Genomic DNA, 14,087 nt, shown 5'->3' on the forward strand with positions numbered 1-14,087 from the left:
TGGCTGGTTGCGTGAAGCCTCGCGTAATCCTGAAGAGAGGATTTGCCTTTGTCCGAATTGGTGTCCGTCGTGCTGTTTCTGGCCGCTATTGCTATCTATTCTTTTAAAGCCGGGCGTAATAAATTCTGGTTTATTGTTGTTCTTATCCTGCTGGTGCTTTTCGTTGTGCTGAATGCCACCCTCTATGCCAGCAACTATTTTACCGGTGACGGCATCAACGATGCGGTACTCTATACCCTGACCAATAGCCTGACCGGCGCGGGCGTCAGTAAATATGTGGTGCCTGCGATTGGGCTGATTATCGTGCTGTTTCTGCTGTTCTGCCTGCTGTCGTGGATTCTGCGACGGCGTAAACGTCCGCATCACATAGGCTGGTCGCTGCTGGCGGTCGCCTGCGCGCTCGGCTCGGTACAAACCACCCCGGCCTTTCGCCAGGTCGCGACGCTGATTGTGTCGCATACCCAACTGGCTGATTCTGACTTCGAAAACTTCTATAAAGTGCCGCGTAATCGCATTGAACAGCCTCGCCTCAACGTGGTTTACATCTATGGTGAAAGCTTAGAGCGTACTTATTTCGACCCCATCGCCTTTCCCGGCCTGACGCCGGAACTGAGCCGGCAGAAAGCGCAGAGCATCGACTTCAGCGAGACCGAACAGCTGCCAGGTACCGATTACACTATCGCAGGTATGGTCGCCTCACAGTGCGGCATTCCGCTGTTTGCCCCGTTTGACGGCAATGCGTCAGCTTCGCTCTCCAGTTTTTATCCGCAAAACGTCTGTCTGGGCGACATCCTGAAAAACTCCGGCTACGAGAACTGGTTTATTCAGGGTGCCGATCTGCGTTTCGCAGGTAAAGATGTCTTCCTGGAATCGCACGGCTTTGATTCCGCTCACCTTTATGGTTCACAGGAGCTGAAAAGCCGCGTCGCCGATCCTACCTATCGCAATAACTGGGGTTATTACGACGATACGGTGATGGATGAAGTATTTGAGAAGTATCAGGAACTCTCTCAGGCCGGTAAACCTTTTGCACTGTTTACGCTGACCGTCGACACCCATCATCCTGACGGGTTTATCTCGCGAAGCTGCGATCGCAAAAGCTATAGCATTGAGGGCAAACCAAATCAGTCATTCAGTGCGGTCACCTGTTCACAGGAGCACGTGGCGGGCCTGATTTCGCGCATTAAAGCATCGCCGTGGTTCAAAAACACCGTGATTGTGGTGAGCTCGGATCATCTGGCGATGAACAACACTGCGCACCCGTGGCTGGTCAAACAGCCCCGTCGCAATCTTTTCATGGTGATTCGTGGTGACAAGCCGCAGGCGGAACTGATGGAGGCGAAGCGTAGTACGCTGGATAATGGTGCCACGCTGCTGGATATTCTCGGCGGTGACAACGCGATTGGCCTGGGCCGCAGCAGCCTCTCCTCTCTTTCTCTCTCCACCCAGTTCGACGATATGAAGAGTAAGGTGATGAGCTGGAAGCCCGATATTATCCAGCTGTGGAACTTCCCGAAGAAGATGGACAACTTCGCGGTGGATCAGGCGAAGAATACCTTCAGCTTCTCAGGGACCACCTTTAAATTGCCGATCCTGTTCCGTATCAGTGATAAACATGTTGAGCCAATGCCGGAAGGGGAATACTCGGCACCGCTGCGCTATCAACTGGCAGATTTCGCCTCAGCCGATAAATTTCTCTGGGTGGATCGCTGTTTTAAAATGGCACGACTCTGGCAGCCTTCGCTGGCACTCTCCGGCGATCTTTGTGTAGCGATGGGGCAGCTCGGCGGCACGCCCTCGGTGACGCGCGTCGATAAACCGCAATGGAAAGACAAAGTCCGGTTCCCGGACGGCGCTATCAGCGATGCGCGTTATCAGCAAAATCTGGCACAGATCCGTATTGAAGATAACAATATTCGCTACAGCGCCGACAGCTTCCGCCTCAATGTGCCTGGCGCGCCGCAGAATGTTAAAAGTTTCAGCGGCATCTCACGGCCAGAGATCTGGGGACGCTGGTCTAACGCCAATCTCGCACCTGAGGTCCAAATTGATTATGTCGATGCGCTGCCCGCGAAGTTCGATCTGGTGATCACCGCGCGCGCGTATGGCGCTAACGCACACCGGGCGATTCCGGTTCGGGTCGGCGAGCAGCAGCAATTGCTGTCGCTGGGTGAAGAAATATCGACGCATATCCTGCATTTTGAGAACCCAGGTGCCAGCCATCGTCTGGTAATTGCACCACCTGAACCACAGCTGAGTAACACCGGCAATATCACCGGTCAGGATCCGCGTAAACTGGGAATCGGTATGGTTGAAATTAAAATCGTGCCACAACAATAACACCCGCGTTGTCTCTTCCCGCCTCTACGGATTACCGCAGAGGCGCCTCAGCCTGCCATTGGCTAAAGGTTGCGAGACAGCCCGTACATCGCTTTACCTTACCTGTTGTACTCATTGATATTTTTTGGAACGATGCGCAAAATACAACCGGCCCTGGTCGCGATATATTTTTTGCCTGTCATTATGCTGTCATTGCTGAAATGCAGAAGGCGGTATCGTGATGGCAAGCACAATGATGAGCCCCCACCAAACCTTTAACGCTCTGCAGCAGGCAGGGATCGACGATCAGCAAGCGAAGGCGATGGTTGAGGTGTTTACCGATATGCAGCAGGAATGGCCGTCTGAACCGGTCGGGAAGCAGCTTGCCAGCTTTATCAGCTGTACGGCAAAGTGGATAAGCTGGATGTCACTCTCTGCGAAATGAATTTCCGGTTAACTGCAGCTGTCGACAGCCTTCGAAATGACATGGTAACCCTGACTACCGATATGCGCCGCATCAAACTCTCTATCCTGATGACCACCATCCGGCTGACGGCGGTCCTTAAGATATTCTCATCTCATCCGGTTACTAACCGGTCAGGGCATGTCGCGCAGCGCCTCCAGCTTCTCGCGCTGCTGACCGTCGACGGTAAAGTTATCTTTCGCCAGCCAGCGCTGCAGCCCCTTTTTCACCTGCGTCCATTCGCTGTCGATGATTGAGAACCAACTGGTGTCACGCGAACGCCCTTTGTAGACGATCGCCTGGCGGAACTCGCCTTCATAACGGAAACCAAGCCGTGCTGCCGCCTTACGTGAAGGGGCATTACAGCTATCGCACTTCCATTCATAGCGGCGATAACCCAACGTCTCAAACGCGTATCGCATCAGCAGGAAATGGGCTTCCGTTGCCATGCGGGTCTGCTTCAGCCGGGGTGAGAAAGCGACATGCCCGACCTCCATCACACCATGTTCAGGCTGGATGCGCATTAACGACAGGCTGCCCACCGCCTGTCCGCTGGCGAGATCGATGACGGCGAAATGCAGCGGGTCGCGGCTGGCTTCAAGTTGTGCGGCATAATCCTGCCACGCCTTGTGCCCGGTAAAGGGACCTGCAGTCAGGTAAGTCCAGTCACGCCCATCCTTAGCCAGCGACCAGGCCTCAAACAGTAGATCGCCATGCCGAACTACGCTGAAGGGCTCCAGACGACATGCCTCGCCGGTAAAAATCTGATGCTGCGGTAAAGGACGAGGGTGCCAGTCTGGTAAAGGCTGACCGACCGGCTGACCATACTGATTGGTATGTTGTGACATGTTGCCTCCCGGTTACAGATGGTATCTGCAGATTGCCACTATCGTGGTGGGTTAAAAAGTACCACAATCAGGAAAAATGATAGATCCACGGGCATGACCGATAATGCTCCGGTTATCTATCTCGGCTCGTTCAGCAAGACACTGTTCCCTGCGCTGCGTATCGGTTTTATGGTGCTGCCCGCACCGCTGGTCAGCCGTTTGCGACCGGCACTCCATCAGTTACTGCGCGGCGGTAACCGTCTGGAGCAGAAGGCACTGACCCATTTTATTCTCAAGGGGGATTATCGCCGCCATCTGGGCAAAATGCGTCGTCTCTATCGTCAGCGTCAGGCCTTGCTGCGTACCGAACTGCAGCACGCTGCGGGTAAGCCGATTCCGTTGTGGGGCGGTGACAGCGGTATGCATCTGGTGCTGCCACTCGATCCTCATCGGGATGACGTCGCTGTCACCCGCAAACTGTATCAGACTGGCTTTGCGCCCACTGCGCTCTCGACCTTCTATCTGACTGAACAGATGCAGCAGGGTCTGGTTATTGGTTATGGCAACAGCAGCGACACGCAAATTATCGCAGCCACGCGCCACCTAAGCCGGTTACTGGGCTGGCCGGGTTAAGCGTCTTATTCCGCGCTGATGAGGCTGGGCGGTGCGGCAATTGAATGGCGAATCATCAGGCGGGCATCAAAACGCGGCATCGGTCCAACTGCTTCACCGCGTATCTCCGCAATCAGCCGTCGTGCGGCTTCACGGCCCATCTCATACACCGGTTGTGCAACCACCGTCAGCGGCGGCGTGACAATCTCACTCCACGGAAAGTTGTCATACATCACAAATGAGAGATCGGCAGGGATACGTACCCCGCGCTGTGTCACTTCGCGCAGCAGCCACATCGCGACCACGCTGTCAGAGGCCACCAGCGCAGTGGGCGGCTGCGGACGCTGCCACAGCTCAGCCACGATACGGGCAATCTCCGCTTCGTCCAGCGCATTCACTTTCACCAGCGTCGGATCAAATTCCACGCCGTTGGCGGCAAATGCCTGCATCATACCGCCAACGCGCTGAGCGACCGGCGTCAGGCCAAAATCGCCTGGCGTGCTGTAGGCGGTTGCCAGCGCCATGCTGGTGATATAGGCGATATGCCGGTGCCCTGCTTTCAGTAACCGGGTGGTTGCTTCTGCGGCGACGTCGGTAAATTCGCAGCAGATCGCTTCTACATCAAGATCGGTGACGGCGCGATCAAATAATTTCAACGCTCTGCCCTCTTCCTGGACCTGGGTCAGGTGTCTATTGTGCTGGTGCTCTGAACAGCAGGGCGCAACGATAATGCCGTCGACCCGCTTTTCCAGCATCACCCGCACCGCATCCTGCTCAGCCTGCAGCTTCTCATCGCTGTTACTGAGCAGCAGATGGTAGCCCGCAGTGCGCGCCACATCCGCCATGCCGCGTAGCGCAAGGCCAAAGTGGGGGTTTTCGATATCGCCGACAATCACACCAATGGTGTTGGAACGACCGGTGTTCATGCTGCGGGCCAGGGCATTCAGACGGTAACCCAGCGCGGCGGCCGCGCTATTGACCCGCTCCTGCACCTCATCACTGACCGCCCCATAGCCACCCAGCGCGCGCGCCGCCTGGGCTTTGGATACCTTTGCTGCACGCGCCACATCCGCGACGGTGGGCGCTTTCGATTGTCGTTTCTGACTCGTCATAATTATTTTGAATCACAAGTTGTTGACAGGAATATTGACGCCGAAAAAAGGCTGTGCTTAAACTCATTCTAACTTCTTGAGACCGGTCTCACAACGCCTGCGTCTTAAGGTGCCACCTGTGTTGAGACCGGTCTCAATTATAATCGCTGGCTCAACAGTCTCTGATGTTTAAACCTGCAAAAACGGATGAGCTATGAAATCGCAAACCTCCCTGGGCAAACTGCTCGGCACCACGCTCGCACTCTGTTCACTTTCGTTCTGTACGCTAGCTGCCAGCGATAACAATTCTTATGGGCTGATCGAACCGGGTCAGCTACGCGTCGCCAGCGTCGGCGACTCCAGACCTTACACCTTCACCGATGCCAGCGGTCAGTTCACCGGCTTCGACGTCGAATTCTTCAGAGATGTCGCCCATCGCATCGGAATCGATAAGGTCGATTTTATTGGTCAGGACTTCTCGGCCATCATGCCGGCGGTGGCCAACGGCCAGTATGATGCGGCGGTAGCCGCTATCGGCATCACCCCGGCTCGTGAAAAGACGGTCGATTTTTCTACCGGGTATCTGGCGGGATTTCTCACCGTTCTGACCCGCCACGACAGCGGCGTGAAGAATGTCGCCAGCCTGGCAAAACACCGGCTCGGGGTGGTTCAGGGCACGCTGCAGGAGAGCTATGCCGTCGAACACTTCACCCAAACCGATATCGTGCGCTTCCCGGATAACAACAGTGCCGTTTCTGCACTTAACAACGGCACACTCGACGCCATCTTCCTCGACTACGAAGCCGCAAAAAGCTACGCAGAACGCTTCAGGCTGGTCTCTGCCGCCGACATCCCCTCGTTTGATGCGCCGGCCGGTATTGCCATTGCCAAAGGCAAACCCGCCTTTAAGGCCGCCCTGAACGGGGCCATCAAAGCAGCCATGCAGGATGGCACCTGGCAACGGCTCTATCAGAAGTGGTTCCCCGGCTCGCCAATGCCCAAACAGTATCTGCCTGGCGGTCAGTAAAGATGCGGACGTTCGCGTCCTGAGTTAATCGCGGGATACCCCGCCCTGCATGGAGACGGCGATGGACTTGCTCACGATCCTTTCCCGCACCTTCTTTGATTTTCCATCATTGATGGAAGTGCTGCCGCAGATGCTGACCACCGGGCTGGTCAACACGGTGATTATCTCACTGGCGGCAACGCTGCTCGGCACGCTGTTTGGTCTTCTGCTGGCGCTGATGGGCATTTCGCCCTCGCGCTGGCTGCGGCTCCCTGCCCGGCTCTATACCGATCTGTTCCGCGGTCTGCCTTCGATTCTGACTATTCTGCTGATTGGTCAGGGCCTGGCGCGTTTCAGCTATCAACTGTTCGGTCCGACGCCCTATCCGCTGGGGATCTTCGCTCTCAGCCTGATCGCCAGCGCCTATATGGGCGAGATTTTCCGCGCCGGTATTCAGAGTGTTGAACGCGGCCAGATGGAAGCCTGCCGTGCACTGGGAATGAGTTATGGCCGGGCAATGCGACGGGTGGTGATCCCGCAGGGGATCCGACGCGTCCTGCCCGCCCTCGTTAACCAGTTCATCGCCATCATTAAAGATTCATCGCTGGTCTACCTGCTGGGCCTGATGACCCAACAGCGGGAACTGTTTCGCGTGGGCCAGGACGCGGCGGTGCTCACCGGCAACCTGTCGCCCCTGATGCTGGCCGGGCTGTTCTATCTGATGATTACGGTGCCGCTGACGCATATGGTCAACTATGTCGATGTTCGTTATCGCACCGGCCGCCGTCGCCTGACGGCACCGCTCAGCGGCTTAAAAGAGGTGGATGAAGTCAGACCGTCCAGCGGTGCGCTGGTCACTCATCCCCGAATCGGAGGCAACCATGAATAACCTGAACGGCGTAGCCGGCGCGAACTGGCACGGTGCCAGCCTGGAGCTGCGCGAACTGACGCTGGCCTATGGCCCGATTGAGGTGCTGCGTAAGGTTTCGCTGCGGGTCGCGCCTGGCAGTACCACCTGCATTATTGGACCATCCGGCTCGGGCAAATCAACATTACTGCGCGGCATTAACCGGCTGCATGAACCGCAATCGGGGGATGTGCTACTGGCTGAGCGATCCGTGCTGCGCGATAAGCCAGATGCGCTGCGGCTGCGGATTGGCATGGTGTTTCAGCATTTCAATCTCTTCCCCGATCACAGTGCGCTGGAGAATGTGGCACTGGCGCCGTGGCGGGTCAAAGGCCTGCCCAAAGCGCAGGCGATGGCGATTGCACGTCAGCGGCTTGAAGAGGTGGGCCTGGGTCAGCGCGCCGATCACCGGCCACGCGATCTCTCCGGCGGCCAGCAGCAGCGTGTCGCGATTGCCCGCGCGCTGGCGATGGATCCTGAGGTCATGCTGTTTGATGAGGCGACATCAGCGCTCGATCCGGAATTGGTAAAAGGTGTCCTGACGCTGATGGCTGATCTTTGTCGTCGCGGCATGACGATGGTGGTGGTGACACATGAAATGGGCTTCGCGCGCAAAGTGGCGGATCAGGTGGTGTTTATGGATGAAGGCGAAATTGTTGAAGCCGGACCGCCGGCTGCCATTTTTGATGCGCCGCAGTCGCCGCGACTGCAACGTTTTCTCTCTGAAGTGCTGTAACTGAGCAAGGAACCGGATAATGGCAGTAAAAACAGAAATGAAAGTGGTGGTGGTGGGCGGTGGCGTCATCGGTGTATCGACGGCGCTGGAGCTGACAAAACGGGGGGCGGCGGTAACACTGATCACCGAAGCCGCGCTCTGTTCCGGCGCATCGGGTCGTTCGCTATCCTGGCTCAACTCAGCAGGTGAGCGTTCCCGGCCCTATCACGCGCTGCGCATGGCGGGCATTGATCGCTATCGCACCCTGTTTGCTCAACATCCTGCCCTCGACTGGCTGCGTTTTGATGGTGGGGTTTGCTGGTTCAGCGACGATGCAGCCGGGACTCAGGCGCGACATGCCTATGAGAAAGCACATGGCTACGACTCACAGCTCATGACCGCTAATAACGTGGCGCAGGCAGATGAGACCATTAATCCGGATGCGCTGCCGTCACAGGCGATATTTAATCCCGGTGAAGGCTGGGTCAGCCTGCCGCATCTGACAGATTATCTGGTGAATCAGTTCCGTGCCCGCGGTGGTGAAGTGATTGAACATGCCGGTAAAGCCAGCGTGATCACCGATCAGGGCCGGGCCTGTGGCATCTGCAGCCAACAGGGTGAACGACGGGCAGATGCGGTGGTGGTTGCCTGCGGTCCCTGGACACCGGAGGTGGTTGCACCGCTGGGTGTGACCATCCCCAACGGATCGCCGGTTTCCATGCTGGTGATCACTGAACCGAGCAGACATAAGCTGAAAGCGGTGCTCAACACACCGCGTGCCGCCATCCGACCAAACCCCGGCAACCGTTACGCCCTTGATCATGACTGGTACGAGGCTGATATCCAGCCGCTGGCCGGGGGCGATTACCATATTGATAAGCAGGTCGTGGCAACGCTGGCAGAGGAAGCGAGCCGACTGTTACGAGGTGATGAGCCGCTCAGTGTCCAGAGCTGGAAGATTGGCCTGAAGCCGATTCCAGGCGATGGCGATCCGGTGCTGGGGCAACTGCAGAAGGTACCGGGCTGTTATGTGGCATTCACGCATTCGGGCGCAACCCTGGCGCTGATTGTCGGTGAATTACTGGCGGAAGAGATTGTAAGCGGAGAGAAGCATCCGATGCTGGCAAGCTTTGGTGCTGAGCGTTTCAGCTAAAAAAAGCCGGTCATCACGACCGGCTGATTTACTTAACCACGGAAGAAGATATCGCCCGATTTACCCATGACGATTTTGCCAGTGTCATTGGTAATAAGAATGTAGTTAGCGTTGATGTAGGCCCAGTGGGTATTTTCCTGCGGAGCAGGCAGATTACGCTTTTGCCACTCACCAATAGTGTAGGTTTTATCGGTGTACTTCTCTGGCACCATGTCACCGATTTTGTACTCTTTGTAATCAATGATGATGGTGCTGAGTTCGTAATTAGGGTGCGCGCCGTTAGACGGTGCTGGCGTAGTCGGCGTAATACCATCATTTGATTGTGAGCTGGCGGGTGCCTGGCTTTGCGCGGCACCGGTATCCGACTGAACGCTGTCCGTATCAGGCGCAGCGGGCTGGGTATCAGGATTAGCGGGCTGAATCTGTGGCGGTGGCGGTGGCGGAACGGTATCCGTTGCTTCGCCAGCGGCCTGTACAGCGGGGATCAGGCTCAGCGAGCCAACCAGTAATCCCATTGATAAAAGTACACGTTGAGTCCTGCGCATAATGATTTCCACGTTGAATTTTGACAGTCAGGCTAAAGACAATTTTTATCGCACTTCAGTTCCGGCGCGCTGGCGCTATGTGTAAGGAAAAACAGCGCTATTCACTCCACTGCACACAGGCCAGGTAACGGATTACTGTCCGACCACTTTATCCTGAGTTGCCAGATCGACCAACAACGCAATGCCTAAATAGTTACTCCAGTTAAAGCCGTTCTGCAGCACCACAATCGCATTACCGTTACGTTTATCGTAGCCGATAAAACTGGCGTAGCCACCGATATAGCCCACCTGATAGGTGATCTGCTGCCCTTCGATAGTGTCGGTAACCCAGGCGATATTCTGCGCCTGCGCACCCTGCTGATACCACGCCCGATCTACCGCCGCGAAAGCCCGATCCTGCGCAGCATTCCCGGTGGTACTGAGATGTGCGCGCAGCCAGGCACTCAGATCGCGCGCATTACTGTAAAGGCTGGCCGCTGCCACCATGTTGCCGTGAAAATGCCAGTCAGGGGTCAGCGTGCCGCGGCGGATAAATTTCGGCTGATCGCCTGCATGACCCAGCGCTCGCAGCGGATAGCCCGCCAGCGTTTGCGGTACAAAGCTGCTTTGGTTCATTTTTAACGGTGTGAAGATAAGCTGTGACGCCAGTATCTGAATGTCCTGATGAAAACGCGTGCGCACGATAAAACCGAGCAGCGCATAGCCGAGGTTTGAGTAGTGTGGCATGCGTACCGCTGGTGCTGAGAAGTCAGCCAGATAACTCAGCAGGGTGTCGCTATCCAGATTGCCATAGAAGTTCTCGCCCGTGTCCAGATAACGAACGAACTGCAGCAGCATCGGGAGATCCATATCCTGACGCGGCAGACCGGAGGTGTGCGTTACCAACTGCAATAGCGTGATGCGCTGCGCGTCAGCGCTGAGGCGAACGTCTTTCGGCAGAAGATCGGCCAGTGTATCGTTCCAGTGCAGCTTGCCCTGATCAACCAGCTGGATAATCACTTCTGCCGTCACACCTTTACTCAGTGATCCCAGCGCAAAAAGGGTATCAGGGGTAATCGGATAACGATGCACCCGATCGGTGACGCCAAAAGAGTAATATCGGGTTGGGCCAGCGTGATGAATGACCGCAATGCTGATACCCGGAACCTGCTTCTTCAGCATGTAGTGGTGCACGATATCGTCGACATTTTCGCGAAAGGTGGCGTGTGTCAGATACACGCGGTCGCCCACCGGGGCGGAAGTTTGCGACAGGTTTCCACAGCCCGCCAGCAGGAAGATCACGGCGGGTATGAATCGCGTTGTTAATCTGCCAATCCACTGGCCGATAGTGGCCATCCTTGTGTGATAAATAGTAACAGCCCGGCTGAAGGAAACTCCATTTTTCATATATTAATCATTATCTTAATTTTATTTAATACGTAGCAGACTGGCTGTAGCGCAAAAATGTACCATAAAGTGCTGCGAGCTATCGCCTGCATAACAGGGTCAAAGAGGTGTTAAACGTGGGTTGACCGCCGGGTAACGCCAGAACAGGGTTAGCTGTGTTGCAGCTCACAAGGGTGTACACTGCAGCGGTTTAAAGGCTCAACGCCGCGCTGAAATTTTGAAATGCCCGGGAGGCAACCGCATGAAAGAAGGCCCACTGTCCGAAAAAGAGCTGCAATGGCTGGAAGATATGCTGGAAAAATATGGCAGCGAGGCGTCGATTATTGATGTCTCCGAGCTGGACGGCCTACTGACTGCCGTTCTCTCCGGTCCCGTCACCGTCGAGCCCAGCCAGTGGCTGGTGGCGCTATGGGGTGGCGAGAAGCAGATTCCAAAATGGAGCAACGAACGTGAAATGACGCGTTTTATGTCGCTTTGTTTCCAGCATATGAATGACGTGGCTGACCGCTTATCTGAATTCCCTGAGCAGTTCGAACCGCTGTTTGGCATCCGCGAGATGGAAGGTCTGGAATTTACCGTGGTGGAAGAGTGGTGTTTCGGCTATATGCGCGGTGTCGCGCTGACCGACTGGTCTGCCCTGCCGCAGGATCTGCAGCCTGCGCTGGCCGCTATCGCCCTGCACGGTGTGGAAGAGAACCTTGAAAAAATCGACGCTATGACGCCGGACGAAATGGAAATCAGTATTGAGGCGATCCGCCCTGCTGCACTGGCGCTGCACGACCATTGGATCTCCCAGCCGGAAGCCATCGCCATTCCACAGAAGCCTGTCGCGGCAGAGAAACTGCCCGGCCGCAACGATCCCTGTCCGTGCGGCAGCGGTAAAAAATATAAGCAGTGCTGTCTGCATTGAGCAACTGTTTAGCCTCACGATCTGCCGGGTGTCACTGCCACCCGGCACGCCTCGCCAGATAATCTCCCCGCGCCCTCCAGCGATTAAACAGCTACCGACCTGAACAACAATATCTTTATCGCGGAGATAAGCGTGATTTTATCCGTCTGTAATAAGAATGATGTCCGTTCAGGCATAACAGTTAATAGCGCCCCACGCCACCCACCCCCCCAAAAAAAATAAAAGATGTCATGTTCAAAAAGCAACCATATACGTTGCAAGAGATTTAGCGGGTTCCGTTTTATCATTTCCCACGATCCTTGATTGATATGCATATTTATTTTAACAAAAGTTATAAAATTGCACTCTGTCCGCCCGATGACTTAACTGATTTTATAAAGTGCATTTAATGCTAAAAATGAATAGCGCTTATTTATTGCCATATAACAATGCACGATTCATTTTTGTTAAAATAAATTTATTGCCAATCGCTTTCCGAACGCTTTAATTTCGAAAGTGCAGACTCAGAAAAACCAAACGCCACCATTTAACTTATTGATTTTAAGTATTATTTTCCAGAATGATAATACGCAGTGGTTATTTCCGGGCCTTTAGCAGCACATGAGATAGATTTACAGTTGGTTGACAAAATATTCCTGTCCACATCTCCCGTTTAGATAAAAATCAGAATTTAAAATATAAAAATAGCTTTAAATTTCTATTTTCTCCTGAAAAAAACCCCTCAACCAGATCAGATCACTAGCACGTAGGGATCAGGGTCTGTCAGTTTCCTTTCTTGATTTTTTTTGCAAGGATGCAGATTGCAGTTAATGAAATAACTAAATCATCCATCTAACGCTATAAGACAGAGGTAATAGAAATTATACAGACTTATTTTTTCGCTCCGACAGGCCTTCAGCCAGCAGCTACAACCCTGTCAGAAGTCGGACTGTAGAATAAACATTGATGATAAGCACTTCAGCCGTGAGACAGGATGAAACCTTGCCATGTAAAAAATAGCCAACCCTGTAGCAAGGCTTAAAAAAACCGGTTTGCATTATTAAACGTAGTGTCAAATCACACTAATTACAAAGCTTTCAGATAAAACATATATTTTTGGCCATCTTTATCACACCGGGTTACCTGACCATAACCCACTGCGATCTGGAGGTTAACTCACTGTTATAAATAAATTTTATTAGCTTAACACAGCAACACCTGGATATTTATTAATCGCCAGGTTCATTTCGACATCTATGGTGAAAAATGAAAATACAATTAATTATTAAAGACAGTAATGGCAATGTTATTGCTAAACATGCTTTACAACCTGGACAGTCGCTGGCATTAGAGTCCACGCCACAGGCGGCGTCCTATGAAGTACACCGTGTTGATGGGCAGCCTCCGCATAAGATCATTGCGTCAAAAGCTAACGGCCAGATGAAATTTAAGCTGGTGGATGATGTAACCGGTGAGCAGTATGACATGGTGCTGCAAAACGTCAGCGCAGAAGAACTGCCGGTTATGACTGCCTCTGGTCCTGACGGTGTGGTCTATGTGTATAACTATGATGCGGCTAATAGCGTATATGAACTGGTCTCAAACACGACGGATCCGCTCATTGCAGACAATGTCTATGTCGCGGGCGGTGTTTTAGGTGGCCTGGCCGCGTTGATTGGTGTGGCTGCAGCATCAAACTCTGGTGGCAGTGGTGGATCCAGAAATAACAACTCTGTAGCAGCGAATGAAAACAACTCTGCAGCAACCAGTGAAGACAGCAGTGCTGCCAGTGTTATTCCGGGCACAACGCCAACTTTTGTTGATGACGCCGGTACTGCAATCGCCGACGGCGCAACCACCAGCGACAGCACGCCGACCCTCAGCGGTGACGGCATGCAGCCCGGCTCCACTGTCACCGTCTCCGACGGCGACAGCGAACTCGGCACCGCCACCGTGGATGCCGACGGCAGCTGGACCTTCACCCCCGATGCCCCGCTGGCCGACGGCGATCACGCCCTGGTCATCGACGGCACCAACGCCGACGGCAACGCGGTCAGCGACACCGTCAACGTCACCGTCGACACCCGCGCCACCGCGCCCGGCCTGACCGACGACGCCGGTACTGCAATCGCCGACGGCGCAACCACCAGCGACAGCACGCCGACCCTCAGCGG

The 14,087-nt window shown here is 54.5% G+C and carries 12 protein-coding genes and 1 pseudogene; 9 read left to right on the forward strand and 4 right to left on the reverse strand.

The features are described from left to right. Nucleotides 1-48 precede the first annotated feature (48 nt). On the forward strand, nucleotides 49-2,340 hold the full coding sequence (opgB, locus tag WFO64_RS16965; protein WP_337013226.1) for a phosphatidylglycerol--membrane-oligosaccharide glycerophosphotransferase: 2,292 nt from the start codon (nucleotides 49-51) through the stop codon (nucleotides 2,338-2,340). Between the two features lie 232 nt (nucleotides 2,341-2,572). Then, the gene (locus tag WFO64_RS16970; RefSeq protein ID WP_337013227.1) at nucleotides 2,573-2,764 is read left to right on the forward strand and encodes a hypothetical protein; all 192 of its coding nucleotides are present in this window, start codon (nucleotides 2,573-2,575) and stop codon (nucleotides 2,762-2,764) included. 152 nt (nucleotides 2,765-2,916) lie between these two features. On the opposite strand, the gene WFO64_RS16975 is transcribed toward WFO64_RS16970, so the two are convergent. Further along, complete coding sequence (locus tag WFO64_RS16975; RefSeq protein ID WP_337013228.1) at nucleotides 2,917-3,630, reverse strand: GNAT family N-acetyltransferase; 714 nt, start codon at nucleotides 3,628-3,630, stop codon at nucleotides 2,917-2,919. A gap of 90 nt (nucleotides 3,631-3,720) precedes the next feature. Between WFO64_RS16975 and WFO64_RS16980 the strand changes: the two are divergent. Beyond that, a pseudogene (locus tag WFO64_RS16980) lies at nucleotides 3,721-4,242 on the forward strand (aminotransferase class I/II-fold pyridoxal phosphate-dependent enzyme); the annotation flags it as partial. A gap of 5 nt (nucleotides 4,243-4,247) precedes the next feature. Here the strand turns inward: WFO64_RS16980 and WFO64_RS16985 are convergent. Then, nucleotides 4,248-5,333 carry a LacI family DNA-binding transcriptional regulator gene (locus tag WFO64_RS16985; protein ID WP_337013230.1) on the reverse strand — a complete coding sequence of 362 codons (1,086 nt, stop codon included), beginning with the start codon at nucleotides 5,331-5,333 and terminating at the stop codon, nucleotides 4,248-4,250. A gap of 193 nt (nucleotides 5,334-5,526) precedes the next feature. Here WFO64_RS16985 and WFO64_RS16990 point away from each other — a divergent pair, with 193 nt between their 5' ends. The 4 genes from WFO64_RS16990 to WFO64_RS17005 all read left to right on the forward strand — a co-directional run bounded on the left by WFO64_RS16990 (nucleotide 5,527) and on the right by WFO64_RS17005 (nucleotide 9,093). After that, the gene (locus tag WFO64_RS16990; RefSeq protein WP_337013231.1) at nucleotides 5,527-6,339 is read left to right on the forward strand and encodes an ABC transporter substrate-binding protein; all 813 of its coding nucleotides are present in this window, start codon (nucleotides 5,527-5,529) and stop codon (nucleotides 6,337-6,339) included. A gap of 61 nt (nucleotides 6,340-6,400) precedes the next feature. After that, nucleotides 6,401-7,207, forward strand: coding sequence for an amino acid ABC transporter permease (locus tag WFO64_RS16995; protein ID WP_337013232.1), 807 nt, complete (start codon nucleotides 6,401-6,403; stop codon nucleotides 7,205-7,207). Next, nucleotides 7,200-7,961: an amino acid ABC transporter ATP-binding protein gene (locus WFO64_RS17000; RefSeq protein WP_337013233.1), complete on the forward strand. Its 762-nt coding sequence runs from the start codon at nucleotides 7,200-7,202 to the stop codon at nucleotides 7,959-7,961. Before WFO64_RS16995 ends, WFO64_RS17000 begins: the two co-directional genes overlap by 8 nt. 19 nt (nucleotides 7,962-7,980) lie before the next feature. Continuing rightward, entirely contained in the window at nucleotides 7,981-9,093 is a 1,113-nt protein-coding gene (locus tag WFO64_RS17005) for an NAD(P)/FAD-dependent oxidoreductase (RefSeq protein WP_337013234.1), read from the forward strand. Nucleotides 9,094-9,125: 32 nt separating this feature from the next. Here the strand turns inward: WFO64_RS17005 and WFO64_RS17010 are convergent, their stop codons facing one another. After that, the gene (locus WFO64_RS17010; RefSeq protein ID WP_337013235.1) at nucleotides 9,126-9,638 is read right to left on the reverse strand and encodes an RcnB family protein; all 513 of its coding nucleotides are present in this window, start codon (nucleotides 9,636-9,638) and stop codon (nucleotides 9,126-9,128) included. Nucleotides 9,639-9,770: 132 nt separating this feature from the next. Next, nucleotides 9,771-11,024: a serine hydrolase domain-containing protein gene (locus WFO64_RS17015; RefSeq protein WP_337013236.1), complete on the reverse strand. Its 1,254-nt coding sequence runs from the start codon at nucleotides 11,022-11,024 to the stop codon at nucleotides 9,771-9,773. A gap of 241 nt (nucleotides 11,025-11,265) precedes the next feature. On the opposite strand from WFO64_RS17015, the gene WFO64_RS17020 reads away from it, so the two are divergent. Next, entirely contained in the window at nucleotides 11,266-11,934 is a 669-nt protein-coding gene (locus tag WFO64_RS17020) for a YecA/YgfB family protein (protein WP_337013237.1), read from the forward strand. Between the two features lie 1,245 nt (nucleotides 11,935-13,179). Then, nucleotides 13,180-14,087 (forward strand): Ig-like domain-containing protein (locus WFO64_RS17025; protein ID WP_337013238.1); only part of this gene is annotated, 908 nt, incomplete at its 3' end.

Origin of the sequence: Pantoea sp. AS142, assembly GCF_037152305.1 — a bacterium.
Classification (GTDB): domain Bacteria; phylum Pseudomonadota; class Gammaproteobacteria; order Enterobacterales; family Enterobacteriaceae; genus Pantoea.

Bases quoted from the DNA above. Each gene is read 5' to 3' on its own strand.
- WFO64_RS16970 (WP_337013227.1), top strand. From the start codon at position 2,573: ATGATGAGCCCCCACCAAACCTTTAACGCTCTGCAGCAGGCAGGGATC.
- WFO64_RS16975 (WP_337013228.1), bottom strand. From the start codon at position 3,630: ATGTCACAACATACCAATCAGTATGGTCAGCCGGTCGGTCAGCCTTTA.
- WFO64_RS16985 (WP_337013230.1), bottom strand. From the start codon at position 5,333: ATGACGAGTCAGAAACGACAATCGAAAGCGCCCACCGTCGCGGATGTG.
- WFO64_RS16990 (WP_337013231.1), top strand. From the start codon at position 5,527: ATGAAATCGCAAACCTCCCTGGGCAAACTGCTCGGCACCACGCTCGCA.
- WFO64_RS16995 (WP_337013232.1), top strand. From the start codon at position 6,401: ATGGACTTGCTCACGATCCTTTCCCGCACCTTCTTTGATTTTCCATCA.
- WFO64_RS17000 (WP_337013233.1), top strand. From the start codon at position 7,200: ATGAATAACCTGAACGGCGTAGCCGGCGCGAACTGGCACGGTGCCAGC.
- WFO64_RS17005 (WP_337013234.1), top strand. From the start codon at position 7,981: ATGGCAGTAAAAACAGAAATGAAAGTGGTGGTGGTGGGCGGTGGCGTC.
- WFO64_RS17010 (WP_337013235.1), bottom strand. From the start codon at position 9,638: ATGCGCAGGACTCAACGTGTACTTTTATCAATGGGATTACTGGTTGGC.
- WFO64_RS17015 (WP_337013236.1), bottom strand. From the start codon at position 11,024: ATGAAAAATGGAGTTTCCTTCAGCCGGGCTGTTACTATTTATCACACA.
- WFO64_RS17020 (WP_337013237.1), top strand. From the start codon at position 11,266: ATGAAAGAAGGCCCACTGTCCGAAAAAGAGCTGCAATGGCTGGAAGAT.